The sequence below is a fragment of the Marinicrinis sediminis genome (assembly GCF_042685085.1).
In the GTDB taxonomy this organism is placed as follows: domain Bacteria; phylum Bacillota; class Bacilli; order Paenibacillales; family KCTC-33676; genus Marinicrinis; species Marinicrinis sediminis.
Genome location: NZ_JBHUMM010000015.1, coordinates 16724 through 34476, shown reverse-complemented (window position 1 = coordinate 34476; position 17753 = coordinate 16724). Strand labels below are relative to the sequence as shown.

Genomic DNA, 17753 nt, shown 5'->3' with positions numbered 1-17753 from the left:
TTATTTTCTTTGATGAATGCGCGAAGCTGCTCTTTCGTCCATAATCCCATGTGTAGATCCCAACCTTTCTCCTACCTCTATTTTAATAGATTTAGGAGTTTACACAATCTAGTTTACAGACTCCAACAAAAATACCAAGGACAAAACCATCATATCTACCTTTACCATAAACACGCTGTACGGTTGTAAGTACCATTTTTCACCTCATTACTATTAGTGTTTTTTCTATCCTTTTATGTCTCGGGGGTCATTTCCATAACTGTTCTTTTCGCGGAACTTTCCATCTCGACCTTGGATAGTGTGTTCTAGTCCATCACGTTTAGCACGATCTCTTGCAGCATCAATAGCTTCTTTTTGAGTGTCATATAAACCTGATGCTCTTTTATTACCACCAATAACATTAGCCCATCCGTTTCCACGCTTTGTTGTGAAAATACTTTTTTTATCCATAATTATACCTACCTCCTTTCTATATATTGATAATCAATATATCTCTAACACAATATATAGTATATCATGTTTTTTTGAAGGCTTCAAACGCTCGATGGCATAGAATGCTAGTATTTTTAGATAATTTATCGAGGTGATGAAAATGCCCATTAAAAAGATATGCAATAAAGCAGCGTGTAATAGTTTGATTAATGTTGGAGATAAGTATTGTGATAAGCATAAGGATCAGGGTCAAATTGATAAAAGAGAGCGTAATAGACATTATGACAAGTACCAACGAGACCAAAAGAGTAAGCAGTTTTACAACAGCAAGGAGTGGAAATTGCTAAGGGAAAAGATAAAGCTAAAGTTTAATGGGCTTTGTTTAAAATGTCTTGAAAATAAGAAAATAAAAGTAGGAGTTATTGCAGACCATATTATTCCCATTAAAGTTGATTGGTCGTTAAGACTTGTTGAATCAAACATTGACTTTTTATGTGTAGAGTGTCATAACGCTAAGACCGCTGAAGATAAGAAGATATATGGATTGGATTGATAGATATGGACATAAGCAAATTAACCGTTTGTTTAAGAATCGAATTTATTTGTGAGTATGAAGGTACAACAGTTATTGCATTGTATAGAGATGGAAAGTTTAAAAAGATGCTCTGTTTCCAAGAGTAGGGGTAGGAATAATGTTGAAGGTCAAATATCTAGTGACCGTATGCCCAGTCTTTTTTGCACCTGAGCAGGATTTTTTCAGCAGGGGTGGTTTAATAAAAACATAGAGGGGAGGGGGAGTATGACCACACCAAAGCCGCCATCATTTTTAAAAAACGATGCGAAAAAAAAGTTTATAGATATATATGAGATGCTAAGCAAAGAAGGTAAGTGGAAGCAAGGTGATGATATTGCTCTTTCCGCTTTATGTGCGAATTATCAGCATTGGATCGAGGCAGAAAAAGCAATAAAAAAGAATGGAGATTTATGCTTCACAACTGAGACAGGTTATAGGCAACAGATTCCAGAGGTATCCATTGCAAATAATGCTATGAAGTCAATGCTCTCGTTTATCAGGGAATTTGCCCTAACACCAAAGGAAAGAATCAAACTTAAAGAGACAATCCTTAAAGATGACGAAAACTCTGATCATGAAATGGAGGATATGATACAGAAATAGGGTGATAAAATGAATGAATTTGCCAAGAAGCAGATATCGATACAGACTAGTGGCGATATTGAAGCATGGATTGAAGAGCTGAAGGCTAAATATAATGATGATAAGTATTATTATGATGTCGATGAAGCACAAAAATTCCATAAATTCATATCAAAACTAGAGCTTGATAAGGGTAAAAAAGGGCAGAAAATTAGCCTGTTAAAGTTCCAATTTGAGATATGTACAGGGATTATCTGTGTTAAGAGACGGACTGATGGACTTAGGCGATTTCGTGAGGCGCACATCAATTTGCCGAGAAAGAACGGGAAAGGATTCATCATAGCCTGTATAATTGCTTATTTGTACTACTGTAAAAATGAATTCGGCTCTGCTATCCTAGTTACAGCGAATACAACTAAACAAGCAAGTGAATTATTTGATACCATCAAGTATATGATTGACCACAATGATACACTCAAGAAGTATGTGAAGATTAAGGACAGCAGGAAGATAATTGAAAAGCCAAATATGAATAGTAAACTTCAGGTTATTAGTTCTGATGCCAGTAATGCGGATAGTTATGCTGGTTTATACTGTATACTCGATGAGATACACGAGTCCAAGAACGGTGCGCTTTATGACAAACTCAGGACTGGCATGGGAATATGGGATGAACCTTTATTATTAACTTTGACCACAGCCTCATCTGGTAATGATCCGAACAATCTTGAAATGGAATTGTATACATATGCTAAAGACATCGATGAAGGCAGGACTCAAAATGAGTCCTTTTATTATGCCATTTATGAGGCTGAAAAGGGTTGCAAGCTTGATGATGAGGAACAGTGGTTTCGTGCTAATCCTGCTTTGGGTGTTTTTCGCAAATATGATGATGTTAAGGATTTAGCCCAAAAGGCTATGCAATTAAAGACGAGGGAAGCAGCATTTCGTAGACTATACCTCAATCAGCATGTTTCATTGGATGGAGAGACAGCTATTAACATGAACTTGTGGCGTGATTGTTTAGCTGATGTAAAATTAGAAGAGCTGTATGATTTGCCATGCTGGAGCGGGCTTGATATGTCGGCAGTAAACGATGTTACAGCTTTTGTACAGGTCTTTTATGATGAAGAACAAGATAAATATATAGTGTATCCACATTTGTTTACACCTAAAGACACATTAACAGAGCGAAGCGAAAGAGATAATATCAGATATGATGTGTTCGTAGATAAAGAATATATGACCGCTTTAGATGGAGACTATATCAACTTTGAACAATTGCATAGTTATATTAAAGAGTTGAATAGCCATTTTGCCCTTGAAGAGATTGGATTTGACCGTTGGGGAGCAGTAGGTATTATCTCAGCTCTTAAAAAAGACTTTGTTGTAATTGAGATGGGACAAGGTGGGAAGACAATGGCTCCTGCGATAAATGACTTCGAGAATTTATTGATGGATAATAGATTGATCATTGCCAACAATCCTGTTTTAACATGGATGGCTGGTAATGTTGTGGCAACCGATAGGAACGGAATGAAATATGATAAGAAGAAAAGCAAGAACAAGATTGACGGTATTATTGCAATGTTAATGGGTTTATCTAGAGCAGTGGCAAATACAAATTCAAATGAATATAAGCCTGAACCGATCACAGAAGACTATCTAAAGGAGTTTTGGGGGATGCGATGAAGAAACTAATACAATTTATTAAGAAGAAAACTGAGAAGTTTTTAGAGCGAACAAAAGGCATTTTAAAGGAACATTTTGATGATTTACTGATGCTGCTAGGACTCGTATTTATCGTTATACCGACATTTATAATTAGTAGTATTGCAGGACTGTACACCTTGGGAGCAGTCCTTTTTTTATTGGGGTTATTCTTTGCCATTCCCTCCAGAAAGGGGTGATAAATTAAATGGGGATTATCAAGAAGAGATTGGATACATTAAATGTACAAAACTCAATCAGCACCGATTTAATGACCTTATTCGGGGCAAATACAGTTGAAAAGGGTAGTCATAAACTTGGTGAATTGACCTACTTTGTATGCTTAAAGATGCTTGGCGAGAGTGTGGGTAAGTTAGGATTGGATTTGTATAAGGATAAGTCTGATAGCAGCACCATGGACAGCAGACATTACTTAAATGCTGTGTTACGAAGACCTAATCCACATACGACTCCTTTTAGTTTTTGGTCTGCGCTTGAGTTGAATAAGAATCATTATGGTAATGGTTATGCTTATATCCATATGGAGAGAGGAAAAGTACATAGCCTGCATATCCTTGAGAGCGAAAAGGTTCAAGTATGGATTGATGATGCTGGTTTATGGTCTACACCTAATAGTGTTTGGTATGTGTATACTGACCAAAACGGTCAGCAATATAAACTCTCTCATGAGCAGGTAATTCATCACAAAACTAGCGTAAGTTTTAATGGTATTACTGGGTTATCTGCTAAAGACTGTCTATATTTATCCTTTGATAATGCAAAGGCAGGACAAAAATACATAAACACATTGTTTAATAACGGGTTATCATCTGGATCAGTTGTCTATTATACTGGGGATTTGGACAAGAAAGGCGAGGTCTTAATTCAAAATAAACTCATGCAATTAGGAAGCGGGACTAATAATGTTGGCGGCGTTTTGCCGTTACCAGTAGGCATGAAGCTTGAACAGTTAAAACAGGACTTGGTTAGTAGTCAATTTTTAGAACTAAACAAGTATAATGCTCAACAAATTAGCAGTGTATTTGGTATCAAGCCTTCGATGATTAATGATTATAGCAATAGTAAATATGCGTCTTCGCAGGCTGAACAACAAGCATTTTATGTTGATACGCTTATGCCTGTACTTGTACCTTTAGAAAGCGAACTGTCATACAAGTTGCTCACTAAAAGAGAGTTTCAGTCTGGATATAACCTAGAGTTTAACATTGATTCTATTATTCGAGCTGACTTTAAGACCAGAATGGAAACCTACGCCCAAGCTGTAGACAAAGGCATTCTCTCTATTAACAGTGTCCGTAAACGGGAAGGTGAGCCTCCCGTACCAGAAGGAGATAAACTTATCGTGAACGGAACGTATATCCCGCTTGCTGATGTTGGTAAGCAATACAGCAAAGGAGGTGAATGAGCATAATGAGTATGGATTATTTAAAGATTAAAAATAGTACTGAAAATCAGGCTGACTTATACTTTTATGGAGATATTGTAGGCGATGAATGGTCTAAATGGGCTGATACTGATACTGCTCCTGACGATGTATTGAGAGCATTGGATCAGATTGGAAATAAAAAACTTAATATCTACATTAACAGTGCGGGAGGCAGTGTTTTTGCAGGATTAGCCATCTATAATATCCTAAAGCGACATAAAGGAAAGAAGACCGTCTATATTGATGGTTTAGCTGCTTCAATTGCATCTGTAATCGCAATGGCTGGTGATAAGATTGTTATTCCAAGCAATGCATTTCTAATGATACATAAGCCGTGGAATGGTGTTGTAGGTAATGCCAATGACCTCAGAAAAATGGCTGATGACCTTGATAGAATTGAAGAAGGTATTATGAATGTCTATGCTGACAAGTTAAACGAAGGTGTGGACATTGAAACCATTCGTGAGATGGTGAATACAGAGACTTGGCTTAATGGTAGTGAAGCGGGAAAATACTTCAATCTTGAAGTTACTCAGGCTAATAATGTTGCAGCATGTATCACTGACAGGATAAAAAACTATGATAACGTACCAGAGGAATTGATTGAAGTTAAAGATACCATTGATAATCAGAATAACGAAGTTGAAAAATTAAAAATGCAATTGGAGCTGCTGTAGTTACAGTGGCTTTTTTTATTGCTAAAAAAACAAACTATTTGGAGGTTATTTTAATATGAGAAAAATCGATGAACTAAGAAATGAACTTGAAACTGCAAAGGCTGAGGCACAAACTTTACTTGATGCAAACTATGTAACAGACGCTAAAGCTAAAATGGATCAGGTTAAAAATTTGAAAGAGGCAATTGCCATACAAGAACAATTGGACGCTGAAGAATTAGCAGTAGTACAAAATAAAATGGACAACAAAAAGGAGACTGAAAAAATGGCGAACAACGCTAAACAATCTGCAAATGCTGTACGTGCGATGATTAAGAGAGGTATGGGTCGTTCATTAACAGAAGCAGAGAACGCTTTGCTCGTCCCAAGTACAGGTGATGGTACAAACGGTGAAGGATTTATCTTGCCTGAAGATATTCGCACTAAAATTATTGAAAAAGTGCGTCAATATAAATCTTTTCGTGATATTTTAGGTTATGTCCCGACTACTGCATTAAGTGGGTCTTGGGCGGTAGAAGATGTTGAGACATTTAGTGAGTTAGTTGATTTTGCTGACGGTACTGAAGGAAGCGAACCAAGCGACATTAAATTTACAAACGTATCTTTCGCACTAAAAGAAAAAGGTGCAATCATTCAATTATCCAATACCTTACTTAAGATGACAGATAATAATTTAATTAATTATATTGCCACTGTATTTGCTAAAAAAGCAGTTGTAACCGAGAACAAAATGGCGATTGCAGCATTACAAAATGGTAAAACAGCGAAAGCAATTACTGGATATGAAGCACTAAAATCGAGCATCAACAAGGATATCGATGAAGGTGTAAAATATAATATGGTGATCGTTACGAATCAAGACGGTTTTGATTTCTTGGATTCACAGACTGATGGCACTGGTCGTCCAATTCTTCAGCCAAATCCTGCAAACTCTACACAAAAATTGTTTAATGGTTATCGTGTTGAAGTGTTTAGCAATGCTCTGCTACCTACCACTGGTACAACTACGAAAAAAGCTCCAATCTATTATGGTAATTTGGCAGAGGCGGCTAGTTTTGTAGACAATGGATCTTATTTATTCGCCACAAGCGAACATGCTGGATTTACTAAAAACACTACATATGCCCGTGTTATTGAGCATGTAGATGTTGTACAAGTTGATGCAAGCGACAAGATGTATATTTATGGACAAATCACACTTTCGTAATGAAGAGGGGTAATTCCCATGCTGGATGAACTAAAACAATACTTACATATCTATGGAGACGATGAGGATATAATCTTATCGTCTCTTATTCTAGTTGCAAAAGACTATTTAGAAAAAGGAACAGGCAAGGCTTTCGATGAGATGAATCCTAAACATAAATTAGCACTGTATTTGTTTTGCGCTCATCAGTATGAGAATCGAAATCCTGTTGTATCATCCAATACTAAGACATTAGAGTATAGTCTCAATTCTCTGATTTTCCAAATTAAATGGGAAACAGAAGAAACAATAACATAAGGTAAATGGAGTGAAAAATAATGACATATGTAACTAAAAATTATAAGGAACTTGGTGGAGATCGCTGGACGGTAGGTGGAGACCTTAACTTTATAACAGGTGCAAAAGTTCTTAGTGATGGAGTTCAAGCAACCGCAATTGCTGACCATGCTGATCCTGCAACGGCTACTAGTACTGCCATTGCCACTAAGCAAAATCAAATCCTTGCTGTATTGCGTAGCCTAGGCATTATTGCCGAATAGGATGAGTGATAAGCCATGAATGCTGGAAAAATGAAAAAGATTGAGTTATGGGGCAGCACTAGAGTCAAGAATGAACTAGGCAAATGGGAAGAACAACCAAATAAAATCAAGGATATCGGAGCAATGATCATCCCTCAGACTGGCCGTATGAGTAGGCAGCAAGGAATTGAAACTATCATAAGCAAATGCACTACTAAAATTGTTGTTCGCTATATTAGTGGCAAAGATATTAAACCTGATATGTGGTTTAAATATGGAGATCATCGATTTGATATCCTGTACATTTTAAATCCATACATGGCTAATAAGACAATCGAGATTTTCTGCGAGGAGCGGGTGTAATGAATGACGATTTTGACCTAAGAGAACTTGATGATTTTGCGATGCGAATGCTCGAATTAGCCGAAGAGACAATGCCGAGAGAGACAAAAAAGTTTTTGAGAGTGGAAGGCTCCAAACTCAGAAAATTGACGTTAAAAAATGCTAAATCATCTGTCAAAAAAGACACAGGCAATTATTTTAAAGGGATTAAAAGAGGTAAATTATATACTTACAATGGTAATCAATCCATTCGAGTATATGGTGCAAGTCCTCATGCTCATTTAATTGAACATGGACATCGAATGGTTTCAGAGGACGGTCAAGAAGTTGGCTTTGTACGCGGTAAAAAGGTATTTCAAAAATCCCTCGAAGAGTTTGAGCAAGAATATATTCGAGATTGCCAAGAGTTTATTGATGATCTTTTAAACGAGGGGCTGAGATAAATGATAACTCTCAAAGAGATTAGTTTAGCAATCACAAACAAACTGGAAGAAGTTTTGCCTGAGTTCCCTATTGAGAGCAATGACATTAAAGAAGGATTTCCTAGACCATCTTTATTTTTTGAGTTTGAAAATGTTAAAACAGCCGATTATATCGGTGGGAAGCGGGAAAGAACGGTATCAGTCATCATATATTTTTTTCCTACGGATATTTATAAGCATGAAATTGAGATGCTTGAAGTGCAAGAAGCATTAGAAGAAGCCTTTTCTGGTCAATTTATGATCGAGGAGGGCTTTTTTGTTTATCCATTAGAGGTAAACAGTGTCAAGTCTGATGGTGTGCTTCAGTTCAGTTTTGATATTTACACGCTCGAATATAAAGATACGAGCAATGAACCGATGATGGAAGAATTAGAAGTTAAAATACGAAAGGATTGATTAGATTATGACAATTGGAATGCCTAGCATTGATATTACTTTTAAAAAACTCGCTGCTAGTTTGATCGAGCGTTCGGAACGAGGAATTGTTGCTCTTATCATCAAGGATGATACAGACAATACTTATGCGGTAAAGGAGTATAAATCCGCATTAGTTATTGAATCGGATAAGTTTACAAGTACAAATGCAGATTATATTAAAGATGTATTTACAGGTGGAGCAGCAAAAGTTATTGTCGTTCCAATTGAGACGGCAAGTACAGATGTTGTAGCTGATGCTATTGCGGCACTAGGAAGCAGAAAGGTCAATTGGATTGGACTTGCTGAGGGTACTGCAACAGAGCAAGATGATTTAGTTTTATACATTAAAGAGCAGGAATCTTTAAATAAGACAATGAAAGCGGTTGTCTTTGATACTACTGCTCCTGATAGTCAGCATGTTGTGAATTTTACGAATGAATCCGTGACCTACGAAGACGGAACAACCGTCACTGGCGATAAATTTGTTGCTCGTTTGCTTGGATTGCTTGCATCTCTACCATTGACTCGCAGTGCAACCTATTATGCATTTGCTGATTTAGTTAGTGTGGTTGAGCCAGCAGACCTTGATACTGCAATTGAGAACGGAGAGTTTGTGTTATTTAATGATGAAGGTACTGTGAGAGTTGCGAGGTCAGTCAATTCCTTGCAAACTACCTCATCTACTGTTACTGAAGATTTTAAAAAAATCATTGTAGTTGAAACACTTGATCAAATTAAGGAAGACGTAAGCAATGTATTTAAAATTGAATATATTGGTAGATTTAAAAACAGTTACGATAATCAAGTACTACTAATCAGCTCTATAAATGGATATTTATCTAATTTATCTGCTGACGATATTTTAGATCGTAATTATGATAATCGCACTGATGTCAATGTTGAGACTCAAAGAGCGGCACTAATTGCCAGCGGTAAAACAGAAGCCGAAGATTGGAATGATCAACAAATTAAAAATATGACATATGGATCAAATGTATATTTGGCTGGACAGATTAAAGTAACTGACGCGATGGAGGATATTTCCTTTAGCGTTGAATTAGCATAAAGAAAGGTAGATGATTAACTATGTTAGATAAAAATAATGGTGTTGTTAGTGGTAATGATTGCTTTGTTTATCTTAACAATGAGTTGCTAGAGGACATCAAGTCTTTTGAGTGGAAAGTATCATTAGATTTTGCTGATGTAACCTATTTAGGTGATCCAGCAACTTATAAAAAATATCAAGGGTTTAGTGGCGAAGGTACGCTATCCTTTAATAAAGTAAAAAGTCGGGGAATTTCATTGTTGAAGGATGCATTAAAAACAGGCATAATGCCTGATGTTAAAATTGTAACCAAAATGGGCAATGCGTCAACAGGCAGAGCTGAACGATGTGTGATCAGCGGAGTCACCTTCAGTGAATTTGGTGGAGGCTTTGAATCAAAGTCTACAGCCGAGGAGTCTTTACCATTTAGTTTTAGCAAGATTGAGTTTCCTGAGTTGATGTAAAAAACTGAGGGGTATGCAAGTTGCAGACTCCTCTTTATTAAATCTACTAAAATAAATAAAAATATATTTGGAGGAAATACATATATGAAAAAAGATACAAAATTAACACTGGCAGACTTGATTGCAAAAAAGGCTGCTAAACAAGCAAGCAAAGACCGCACCGAAGAAGTGTATATTAACTCTCTAGGTGGAGAAATTGATATCAAACGTCCTAAAAATAGTTTTTTATACAAAACAATCGATATGCTCAAGGATGAAAGTTTTGAAGATGTAATATATGCAAACAGTTATCTAATCTATCATTCGGTTTCTGCGTTCCAAGATAAATCACTGCATGAAGCGTATGAAGTAAAAGAACCAGTTGAAATCGTGCAAGAGTTGCTTGAGATTAGCGAGATTAATGAGGTAGCGACAAAGATTTTGGAATTGGCTGGATTTAGCAAACCAGAAGACTTAAAAAATGAAGTAAAAAACTAATATCTCATGATCCTGATATGCAACTACTACAATTTTACGTAATAGAGTGCGGACAAGATCATGAGAAGATTATCAACCTAAGCAGCACGGAAAAGATCGTGTATCAAGCCATGATGGAAAATCATAATAAAAATGAAAAGGAAAAGTATAAAGTGTTGTTTGGAGGGGGCAAGAAATAGCTCACTCCTTTTTACTTTTGATTTATAGAGAGGGGTGAGACAGATTTATGGGAACGATTAATACCATCCTCAATTTGCGCGATAGATTTACTAGTCGTATGCGTAATGCAGCCGATCAAACTAGACAGCACAGTAGACAAATGAGATTGCTTGGAAATCGAGTGGAAAGCTTCCGCAATACTGCTGTATCTGGATTTACTTCGGTCGCTAAAAGTGCAACAACATTAGGTGTGGCTTTTGTAGGAGTAAGTGCTGCGGCTGAAAGTATAGGAAATGGTGTCCAGTTTATGAAGGATTATCACTCATCAATGACTAACCTACAAGCTGCTACAGGTGTAACAGATGCTGAAATGTTAAAATTAAAAAACAGCATAACTGAACTGTACAAGATGAACATGGGTGAAAGCTGGTCAGACCTGTCAAATGCAATGATGAATACAAAGCAAATTACAGGTCAAGTTGGCGATGAACTTAAACAAACAACCGCTTTAGCAGTCACCTATCGAGATGTTTTTGGCGAGGATTTAAGTCAATCCGTCAAAACTGCTGATACGATGATGAAAAACTTTGGAATATCTAGCACGGAAGCTTTTAATTTATTATCACAAGGCTCCCGAGAAGGCTTAAACAAATCTCAGGACTTATTAGATACAGCAAATGAGTATTCAGTATATTTTAAGACCTTGGGATTTAACGCTAATGAGATGTTCGATATGTTTTCTGCTGGTGCGGAAAATGGAGCATTTAATCTTGATAAGGTAGCGGATAGCGTCAAGGAGTTCGGTATTAGGATTAAGGATAATTCAAAATCGTCCAGAGAAGCTTTATCTGCACTCGGCTTTAATGCTGACTCCATGATAAAGACGTTTGCTATGGGAGGAGAAGAGGCTAAACAATCATTTAAACAAGTTGTATCCGCCATCAGCGGAATGAATGATCCGATTCAAAAAAATGCAATAGGCGTGGATCTATTCGGAACGCAGTTTGAGAATATGGAATCCGATGTCATCTCGGCACTTGGTACAGCTCGGAATCAATTTGACATGACCCGTGACACAATGCAGGAAATCCAGAAAATTAAATATGACAACACATCTCAAGCGTTCCAAGGTATCGGGCGTATGGTGGAAACAAACGTCTTGATACCAATTTCGGATCGCGTACTACCCAAACTGAATGAGTTTGGGCAATGGTTCAAGGATAAAGCGCCTGAAATTGAAAAAGCCATTGATAAGGCATTTGAGACAGGAGCAGAAATTATAGATGGATTTGCTACATCGATTTCATGGGCAAAAGATAACGCAGATTGGCTGATTCCTGTTGTGAGCGGCTTAACCGCCACCATACTTGCACAAAAAGTAGTTGGCACTGTGAGCAAGATGTATCAAGCTTGGACACTAGCTACTAAAGGACAGACAATGGCTCAAATTGCATTGAATATCGCAAGTAAAGCGAGTCCATTCGGATGGATTGCAACAGTGATAGGCTTGGTGGTAGTTGCAGGTGTAGCACTGTGGAAGAATTGGGATACGGTAAAAGAGAAAGGTCAAGCGTTGTGGACGAGCCTGCAAAATGTGTGGGGAAACATCAAATCTTTTATCATGGATACGGTTAGCAATGTGGCAGATTGGCTTGATTCATTTCCTCTTGGTCAAACATTTTTAGAGTCAGTTAGGGGAGTCGTAGACAACGTAAAGCAGATATTTGGTGGTATTACCGAGTTCTTTAGTTCTGTATTTAAAGGAGATTGGGAAGGCGCATGGGATGGAATTATGGACATGTTTAAAGGGCAAATTGGATTAATTACCACATATGCCAAGACTCCAATCAATGGACTTATTGACATGATTAATACGTTAATAGATGGTCTCAACAGCTTAAGTATCGAAATACCGAGTTGGGTTCCCGGTTACGGTGGAGAGTCTTGGGGAATTGATATTCCGAAAATCCCGAAATTCGGATTGGGTACAAGTTACTTTACTGGTGGACTTGCCATGGTCAATGAACGTAATGGCGGTGAGATTGTAAATTTGCCCGGTGGTAGCCAAGTTATTCCAGCCGATAAATCCGAACAATTGATTAATAATATGAGCAATCGAAACGTTACGGTCAACATTAAGGTAAGTGGAGATATTATTGGCGAAGAGGATAAGATAAACCGACTTATGAACAGAGCGGTGGAAATGCTTGAAATAAAATTATCGAATATGCAGGGGGGATTGGCGTGAATATAATTTTTGCAGCAAACAATTTTGAAGAGACGATTACATTGCCAATCATCCCTGCTGAATTTGCAGGAGTAAATGAACCATGGAAAAATCAAGAATTTGAAACAATGAAACATGGGACGATTAAATTGATTGGGACAAAAGGATTGCGCAATCTGAGTATTAGCTCATTTTTTCCGCGAAAAGAGTATGATTTTGCCAAGGATAAGCGCAATGGCATGGAATATGTGCAATTTTTTAAGCGGTGGAGAGCTAAGAGAGTACCTATTCGTATTATTATCACATTAAATGATGGAAGTGAATTTATAAATATGGCTGTAACAGTTGATGAATTTACCTATTCACTTGATCGAGCTGAAGACATTCCGTACGCTCTCACACTGAGCGAATTCGTGTTTATAAAGGTGTGATAAGATATGAATCATCAATTAATACTTAAAAAAAATGGAAAGAGAATTGATCTGTCGCCACTGATTAGCAATCTTACTTGGACGAGCAATATTGATACACTCGGCATGGAGCTATCATTTAATTTTGCCATAAATGATACAAGGTATTTTGAGCAATATAACGATTTACTGGAAACAGGCGATCAAGTGGTCTTACTTAATGGGAGCAAAGTATTGAACTATTTTATTGTAGTTAAAGAGATGAGTAACGGACGTTATGCTAAGTCTTACATTTGCTTTGATCGAGCATGGTACTTAAATAAAAATGAGACGGTTATTCAATTCAAGAAGGCTACTGCTACTGATGCAATTCAAAAATTGCTGGATCGGTTCAATATTAAGCACAATATTGCCAGTATGAATACACTTATTACTAAGATATACAAGGATATCACTTTGATTGACATTATCAATGATATATTATATCAGGTTTATTTTGAGACAAAAAATGTATATAGACTTGAGATGGATAAAGATATTGTAACGATTCGTAAACAATCAGATTTGCTCATCAATCCCATGGTTAGACTGAGTAGCAACACGAACGAGTTTCCGACAAGCGAAACAATTGCGGGATTAGCAACTGAAAAATCAATTGAAAATATGAAAAACAAAGTGATCGTGGTAAGTGATACAGAGAATTCAACGAACATTTTTGCTGAAAAATCAGACCAGATCAATATAGACAGATATGGACTCATGACCGAGGTTGTAACGGTAAATGATAAAAATGCAGCTCAAGCACGCAACATCGCCAATACCGTTCTGTATCAACTTAGTAAAACAGGTAACATTGTAACGTGCGAGATGCTAGGACATGACGATATACGATCAGGAAGATTAATTGATTTAAATGAACCAATAAGCGGAGTCGTGGGAAGGTATCTCATTAGAGGAGTCACACACACAATTAATAATGGTATACATACCTCTGTACTTGAAATGGAGAGGGGTTAATAGGTATGGATAAGTGGTCTACTGTATTTGGAAAAATGTTGATTGAACGCAATAACCCTAATCCTGCGGGAATCATAATCGGAAAAGTTATTAATGGATTGCCTAATTTAGTTGTATCAATAGGAGATGAGATATTGTTGGATATGGACGATTTAATTGTCCCAAATTATCTCTTTCATAAACATACTCACAGCAATGATGAGTACCATACTCCTATTACAATTACGATTAACGCTGGCGATCAAATTATTCTCATACCTACCCCAAACCAGCAAAAATATGCCGTTTTAGACAAGGTAGGTGAGTAAATGTTTCCGACAATTGATTTTAATGATGAAGAGTTAAGCCCTCCCAAAGATATTACATTAGGGAAGGTTTTTTTATTTGACTATAAAGCAAGGAAAAATGTGCTTAAAGACGGTAAGCCTGTTGAGGCAAATTATGAGCAAGCAATTTCACAATGGATCACTAAGATTTTGATTACTGAGCAAGGTAAATATGAGGTTTATAAGGATTTGGAGTTTGGGTTGAGTATCAATCAGTTTATTGGACGAAAGGATATTCCAGTTTCGGTTATGACAAGTGAGATCAAAAGGCAAATGGAAGAACAACTGACTCGGCATCCTGAAGTCGAAAGTATTAGTAATTTTAATTTAAGCAGACAAGATAATAAAGCCATTATCTGCTTCAATGTACAGACGAAACAAGGATTAATTGAAGGGATTGAGAGAGAGGTGAGATATAGTGGATGAGATTTTAAAGAAGCTGCTTGATGCAATAAATGATGCATACGACAAAACAGAAGGTTATATTGTTTACGACTTGCTAAAGGCGTGCGCATTAGTAATGGCTGACTATGATATTAAACTTGAAAAGATTCAAAGACTCTTTGATGTGGATAATATGACTGGTTCGACGCTTGAAACTTATGTGTATCAGCGGAAAGGGATTGAGCGGAATGAAGCGACATATGCAGTTGGAACATTAACAGTAACAGGGAGTGGAACAGTGAATGAAGGGGATCTCTTCGAGACTGCTTCAGGTGTTCAATTTAAGGCAATAGAGACAAAGACCATTGATGGAACAGGAAGTATTAGTATTCAGGCTGTTGTTGCTGGTTCAATTGGCAATGTTCCTGCCAATCATATTACCCAAATACCTGTAACCTTGAGTGGAATCACCTCAGTAGCCAATCCACAACCAACATATGATGGATTTGAAGCAGAGTCAGATGATAGTCTCAGAGACAGATATTATATTGCCGTTAGAACACCCGCAACCTCTGCAAATGTTTATCACTATCTCCAATGGACTAAAGAGACAGCAGGTGTGGGAGACGCTAAGATTTTCTCTCTTGAGCAAGGAGACAATACGGTGGAGATTGTCATTATTAATGCTGATAAACAGCCAGCAAGCCAGACACTAGTTGATACTGTACAAGAGTATATTGATCCGAATAGTGAAGGATTAGGCAATGGTCAAGCTGCAATTGGAGCTTTTTGCTATGTGCTTGCAGCTACTGGCGTACCAATTAACGTGTCAGTCAACATTGTTAAAGATAGCAACTATACAGATGAACAGGTACAGACAAACATCGAATATAACATTATCGAATATTTAAAAAACATCGCATTTAAGCAATCATATGTATCTTATGCTGCCATATCTAATGCCATTTTTGATGCTGAAGGCGTACAGGATTTTAGTACACTCAGTGTCAATGGTGGAACCTCTAATATTTTAATAGGAGATAAAGAGGTTGCTACGCTAGGAGATGTTGTAATTGCGTAAAGATAAAATCATAGGTAAGTTTCACAGAATTGATAGAGACGATCCACTAATAAATGAAATTAGTGGAAGTGTAGGAGCTTTATTGGATGATTTAGATGAGAAGGTTCAGGCTATTATAAATGAATTTGATATTGATAAAGCAAGTTCATCTGTATTGACAATATATGAAAAAGAACTGGGCATTAAGACGGACTTAAATAAATCTCTAGCAGATAGGCGTGCAGTCATTAAGGGGCAATTGAGAGGCACAGGCAAAGCAGACTCGGTTTTAATTAAAGTCACGGCTGAATCATGGACGTATGGGGAAGTTGAAGTGAGTTTTGATGGTCATATAAATATCCAATTTACAAGCGAGATCGGTACTCCTTCAGCAATTGAGGATGTTAAGCGCGCTATAGAGCAAATAAAACCGGCACATTTAAGAGTCAATTATCAATTTAGGTATATTACATACAATGAGGTACAAGCCATTTCATATAATGAGCTGCAAAACCTAACATGGGATAAATTCGCAAGGAGGCTGATATAATGCCAACAAATACGCCAAATATTAATTTACGAAAGATTGACCCTGCCACGGATGGAAATTTGAATGTAAATATTGATACAGATTTTAATGATAATTGGGATAAAATCGATCAAGCTGTTGGAAATACGACAACACTGACAACTACAGATAAAACCTCTGCCGTATCAGCTATTAACGAATTAGACTCAGATATTACAGGTCATGAAACACGCATTTCATCTATTGAATCTGATTACGAAACTACAACAGGTGCGCAGGCTAAGGCAGATGCAGCAGAGGCAAACGCAATTGCCGCCAGCATGTCTAAAAAGACGATCCCACCTAGCGGTGACTTATCCGATTTCAAAGAGTTGAATGCTTTTTTTGTGCATGACACTGGTAGTGGTGCAGCGTATGACACACCTCTTGGCGACTTAACCTACCAATCAGGGAGGGTATTTATCGTAGAAAACGTAGGGCGTAGCAGTTCTAGGCTGCTCCAGCGGTTTACGATGATATATCCTACCAACACCTATTCCGAATATTTTCGCTTATACAACGGAGATACGGATACTTGGACGGCTTGGAAAAAAGAATGGAACGAAGAATCGTTGCCGAATCCTGCACAAAAGAATGTAGACAACTCCTTTACAGTGCCTCAAACTTTTCAAGGAAGCGTTATTACAAAAAGTGGGAATATGTACTCAGATGCTCCTAACTCATCAGCTAATGCACACTTTTGGCTGCGCGATGAAAATGGAGTTCTGCAAGGGTTAGTGTTTTGGAACCGAGCTACGGACGACGTTAGAGTACGCCGATCTAATTCCGCAGGTAACGGCGTTGCGGGAGAATTAATAGTCGGTGAATTAGAACTGAAATACAACGCCAACCCTGTATGGCATGAAGGTAATTTACCGTATGGTGCAAATATTATCTCTGGCTCTTATACAGGAAATGGTGCAAGCTCTCAAAACGTACAGTACAAAACTGGTATGCTTATGCCGAAAATGGTTATCATATCAGGCTACGTTAGTCCATATGAAGTTCAATGTGTACACACTATAACTGGAGGTACTGCTAACGCAATTGTAGGCCATTACTACGGTACTGGGACTACTGATCCTCATGACACTAGATTTGGTGTAAGTATGGATTCATCTAAAATTGTTCCAACTAATTTCGGCTCCAAAGGATTGAATTTAAACACATCTGGAGTTAGATATGAATATATGGTGTTCTTATAATAATGTCATTTAGGGAGTAGTAA

The 17753-nt window shown here is 37.3% G+C and carries 24 protein-coding genes; 23 read left to right on the top strand and 1 reads right to left on the bottom strand.

The window, feature by feature from the left end; genetic code table 11:
* Positions 1-225: 225 nt before the first annotated feature.
* Positions 226-450 carry a DUF2188 domain-containing protein gene (locus ACFSUC_RS09420; protein WP_379929300.1) on the bottom strand — a complete coding sequence of 75 codons (225 nt, stop codon included), beginning with the start codon at positions 448-450 and terminating at the stop codon, positions 226-228.
* Between the two features lie 142 nt (positions 451-592).
* On the opposite strand from ACFSUC_RS09420, the gene ACFSUC_RS09415 reads away from it, so the two are divergent.
* From ACFSUC_RS09415 to ACFSUC_RS09305, 23 genes are all read left to right on the top strand, one after another.
* Positions 593-985, top strand: a complete 393-nt coding sequence (locus tag ACFSUC_RS09415) for an HNH endonuclease (RefSeq protein ID WP_379929299.1) — start codon at positions 593-595, stop codon at positions 983-985.
* 246 nt (positions 986-1231) lie between these two features.
* Complete coding sequence (locus tag ACFSUC_RS09410) at positions 1232-1609, top strand: phage terminase small subunit P27 family (protein ID WP_379929298.1); 378 nt, start codon at positions 1232-1234, stop codon at positions 1607-1609.
* 9 nt (positions 1610-1618) lie between these two features.
* On the top strand, positions 1619-3280 hold the full coding sequence (locus ACFSUC_RS09405; protein WP_379929297.1) for a terminase large subunit: 1662 nt from the start codon (positions 1619-1621) through the stop codon (positions 3278-3280).
* Positions 3277-3498 carry a hypothetical protein gene (locus ACFSUC_RS09400; protein ID WP_379929296.1) on the top strand — a complete coding sequence of 74 codons (222 nt, stop codon included), beginning with the start codon at positions 3277-3279 and terminating at the stop codon, positions 3496-3498. Before ACFSUC_RS09405 ends, ACFSUC_RS09400 begins: the two co-directional genes overlap by 4 nt.
* Before the next feature lie 8 nt (positions 3499-3506).
* Positions 3507-4724 carry a phage portal protein gene (locus tag ACFSUC_RS09395; protein ID WP_379929295.1) on the top strand — a complete coding sequence of 406 codons (1218 nt, stop codon included), beginning with the start codon at positions 3507-3509 and terminating at the stop codon, positions 4722-4724.
* 11 nt (positions 4725-4735) lie between these two features.
* A complete protein-coding gene (locus ACFSUC_RS09390) occupies positions 4736-5422 on the top strand; it encodes a head maturation protease, ClpP-related (RefSeq protein WP_379929302.1) in 687 nt (228 codons plus the stop codon).
* A 55-nt stretch (positions 5423-5477) separates the two neighbouring features.
* Complete coding sequence (locus ACFSUC_RS09385; protein WP_379929294.1) at positions 5478-6629, top strand: phage major capsid protein; 1152 nt, start codon at positions 5478-5480, stop codon at positions 6627-6629.
* 18 nt (positions 6630-6647) lie between these two features.
* The gene (locus tag ACFSUC_RS09380; RefSeq protein WP_379929293.1) at positions 6648-6926 is read left to right on the top strand and encodes a head-tail connector protein; all 279 of its coding nucleotides are present in this window, start codon (positions 6648-6650) and stop codon (positions 6924-6926) included.
* A 20-nt stretch (positions 6927-6946) separates the two neighbouring features.
* Complete coding sequence (locus tag ACFSUC_RS09375; RefSeq protein WP_379929292.1) at positions 6947-7168, top strand: hypothetical protein; 222 nt, start codon at positions 6947-6949, stop codon at positions 7166-7168.
* 15 nt (positions 7169-7183) lie between these two features.
* Positions 7184-7510 (top strand): head-tail adaptor protein, encoded by a 327-nt coding sequence (locus ACFSUC_RS09370; protein WP_379929291.1) that lies wholly within the window; start codon positions 7184-7186, stop codon positions 7508-7510.
* Positions 7510-7932: an HK97 gp10 family phage protein gene (locus ACFSUC_RS09365; RefSeq protein ID WP_379929290.1), complete on the top strand. Its 423-nt coding sequence runs from the start codon at positions 7510-7512 to the stop codon at positions 7930-7932. The genes ACFSUC_RS09370 and ACFSUC_RS09365 overlap by 1 nt, the downstream gene beginning before the upstream one ends.
* The gene (locus ACFSUC_RS09360) at positions 7933-8367 is read left to right on the top strand and encodes a phage tail terminator family protein (RefSeq protein WP_379929289.1); all 435 of its coding nucleotides are present in this window, start codon (positions 7933-7935) and stop codon (positions 8365-8367) included.
* 7 nt (positions 8368-8374) lie between these two features.
* Positions 8375-9454 (top strand): phage tail sheath C-terminal domain-containing protein, encoded by a 1080-nt coding sequence (locus tag ACFSUC_RS09355; protein ID WP_379929288.1) that lies wholly within the window; start codon positions 8375-8377, stop codon positions 9452-9454.
* A gap of 20 nt (positions 9455-9474) precedes the next feature.
* Positions 9475-9897: a phage tail tube protein gene (locus tag ACFSUC_RS09350; protein ID WP_379929287.1), complete on the top strand. Its 423-nt coding sequence runs from the start codon at positions 9475-9477 to the stop codon at positions 9895-9897.
* 84 nt (positions 9898-9981) lie between these two features.
* Positions 9982-10374: a phage tail assembly chaperone gene (locus ACFSUC_RS09345; protein WP_379929286.1), complete on the top strand. Its 393-nt coding sequence runs from the start codon at positions 9982-9984 to the stop codon at positions 10372-10374.
* 226 nt (positions 10375-10600) lie between these two features.
* On the top strand, positions 10601-12781 hold the full coding sequence (locus ACFSUC_RS09340; RefSeq protein ID WP_379929285.1) for a phage tail tape measure protein: 2181 nt from the start codon (positions 10601-10603) through the stop codon (positions 12779-12781).
* A complete protein-coding gene (locus tag ACFSUC_RS09335) occupies positions 12778-13191 on the top strand; it encodes a hypothetical protein (protein WP_379929284.1) in 414 nt (137 codons plus the stop codon). Before ACFSUC_RS09340 ends, ACFSUC_RS09335 begins: the two co-directional genes overlap by 4 nt.
* Positions 13192-13197: 6 nt before the next feature.
* Positions 13198-14187, top strand: a complete 990-nt coding sequence (locus ACFSUC_RS09330) for an XkdQ/YqbQ family protein (protein WP_379929283.1) — start codon at positions 13198-13200, stop codon at positions 14185-14187.
* Between the two features lie 5 nt (positions 14188-14192).
* Positions 14193-14495 (top strand): DUF2577 family protein, encoded by a 303-nt coding sequence (locus ACFSUC_RS09325; protein WP_379929282.1) that lies wholly within the window; start codon positions 14193-14195, stop codon positions 14493-14495.
* Positions 14496-14939: a DUF2634 domain-containing protein gene (locus ACFSUC_RS09320; RefSeq protein ID WP_379929281.1), complete on the top strand. Its 444-nt coding sequence runs from the start codon at positions 14496-14498 to the stop codon at positions 14937-14939.
* A complete protein-coding gene (locus tag ACFSUC_RS09315) occupies positions 14932-15978 on the top strand; it encodes a baseplate J/gp47 family protein (protein ID WP_379929280.1) in 1047 nt (348 codons plus the stop codon). The genes ACFSUC_RS09320 and ACFSUC_RS09315 overlap by 8 nt, the downstream gene beginning before the upstream one ends.
* Complete coding sequence (locus ACFSUC_RS09310; protein ID WP_379929279.1) at positions 15971-16507, top strand: putative phage tail protein; 537 nt, start codon at positions 15971-15973, stop codon at positions 16505-16507. Before ACFSUC_RS09315 ends, ACFSUC_RS09310 begins: the two co-directional genes overlap by 8 nt.
* Positions 16507-17730, top strand: coding sequence for a hypothetical protein (locus ACFSUC_RS09305; RefSeq protein WP_379929278.1), 1224 nt, complete (start codon positions 16507-16509; stop codon positions 17728-17730). Before ACFSUC_RS09310 ends, ACFSUC_RS09305 begins: the two co-directional genes overlap by 1 nt.
* The last annotated feature ends 23 nt before the right edge of the window (positions 17731-17753 follow it).

Excerpts from the sequence above, each read along its gene's own strand:
- ACFSUC_RS09420 (WP_379929300.1), bottom strand. The coding sequence starts at position 450 with ATGGATAAAAAAAGTATTTTCACAACAAAGCGTGGAAACGGATGGGCT.
- ACFSUC_RS09415 (WP_379929299.1), top strand. The coding sequence starts at position 593 with ATGCCCATTAAAAAGATATGCAATAAAGCAGCGTGTAATAGTTTGATT.
- ACFSUC_RS09410 (WP_379929298.1), top strand. The coding sequence starts at position 1,232 with ATGACCACACCAAAGCCGCCATCATTTTTAAAAAACGATGCGAAAAAA.
- ACFSUC_RS09405 (WP_379929297.1), top strand. The coding sequence starts at position 1,619 with ATGAATGAATTTGCCAAGAAGCAGATATCGATACAGACTAGTGGCGAT.
- ACFSUC_RS09400 (WP_379929296.1), top strand. The coding sequence starts at position 3,277 with ATGAAGAAACTAATACAATTTATTAAGAAGAAAACTGAGAAGTTTTTA.
- ACFSUC_RS09395 (WP_379929295.1), top strand. The coding sequence starts at position 3,507 with ATGGGGATTATCAAGAAGAGATTGGATACATTAAATGTACAAAACTCA.
- ACFSUC_RS09390 (WP_379929302.1), top strand. The coding sequence starts at position 4,736 with ATGGATTATTTAAAGATTAAAAATAGTACTGAAAATCAGGCTGACTTA.
- ACFSUC_RS09385 (WP_379929294.1), top strand. The coding sequence starts at position 5,478 with ATGAGAAAAATCGATGAACTAAGAAATGAACTTGAAACTGCAAAGGCT.
- ACFSUC_RS09380 (WP_379929293.1), top strand. The coding sequence starts at position 6,648 with ATGCTGGATGAACTAAAACAATACTTACATATCTATGGAGACGATGAG.
- ACFSUC_RS09375 (WP_379929292.1), top strand. The coding sequence starts at position 6,947 with ATGACATATGTAACTAAAAATTATAAGGAACTTGGTGGAGATCGCTGG.
- ACFSUC_RS09370 (WP_379929291.1), top strand. The coding sequence starts at position 7,184 with ATGAATGCTGGAAAAATGAAAAAGATTGAGTTATGGGGCAGCACTAGA.
- ACFSUC_RS09365 (WP_379929290.1), top strand. The coding sequence starts at position 7,510 with ATGAATGACGATTTTGACCTAAGAGAACTTGATGATTTTGCGATGCGA.
- ACFSUC_RS09360 (WP_379929289.1), top strand. The coding sequence starts at position 7,933 with ATGATAACTCTCAAAGAGATTAGTTTAGCAATCACAAACAAACTGGAA.
- ACFSUC_RS09355 (WP_379929288.1), top strand. The coding sequence starts at position 8,375 with ATGACAATTGGAATGCCTAGCATTGATATTACTTTTAAAAAACTCGCT.
- ACFSUC_RS09350 (WP_379929287.1), top strand. The coding sequence starts at position 9,475 with ATGTTAGATAAAAATAATGGTGTTGTTAGTGGTAATGATTGCTTTGTT.
- ACFSUC_RS09345 (WP_379929286.1), top strand. The coding sequence starts at position 9,982 with ATGAAAAAAGATACAAAATTAACACTGGCAGACTTGATTGCAAAAAAG.
- ACFSUC_RS09340 (WP_379929285.1), top strand. The coding sequence starts at position 10,601 with ATGGGAACGATTAATACCATCCTCAATTTGCGCGATAGATTTACTAGT.
- ACFSUC_RS09330 (WP_379929283.1), top strand. The coding sequence starts at position 13,198 with ATGAATCATCAATTAATACTTAAAAAAAATGGAAAGAGAATTGATCTG.
- ACFSUC_RS09325 (WP_379929282.1), top strand. The coding sequence starts at position 14,193 with ATGGATAAGTGGTCTACTGTATTTGGAAAAATGTTGATTGAACGCAAT.
- ACFSUC_RS09320 (WP_379929281.1), top strand. The coding sequence starts at position 14,496 with ATGTTTCCGACAATTGATTTTAATGATGAAGAGTTAAGCCCTCCCAAA.
- ACFSUC_RS09305 (WP_379929278.1), top strand. The coding sequence starts at position 16,507 with ATGCCAACAAATACGCCAAATATTAATTTACGAAAGATTGACCCTGCC.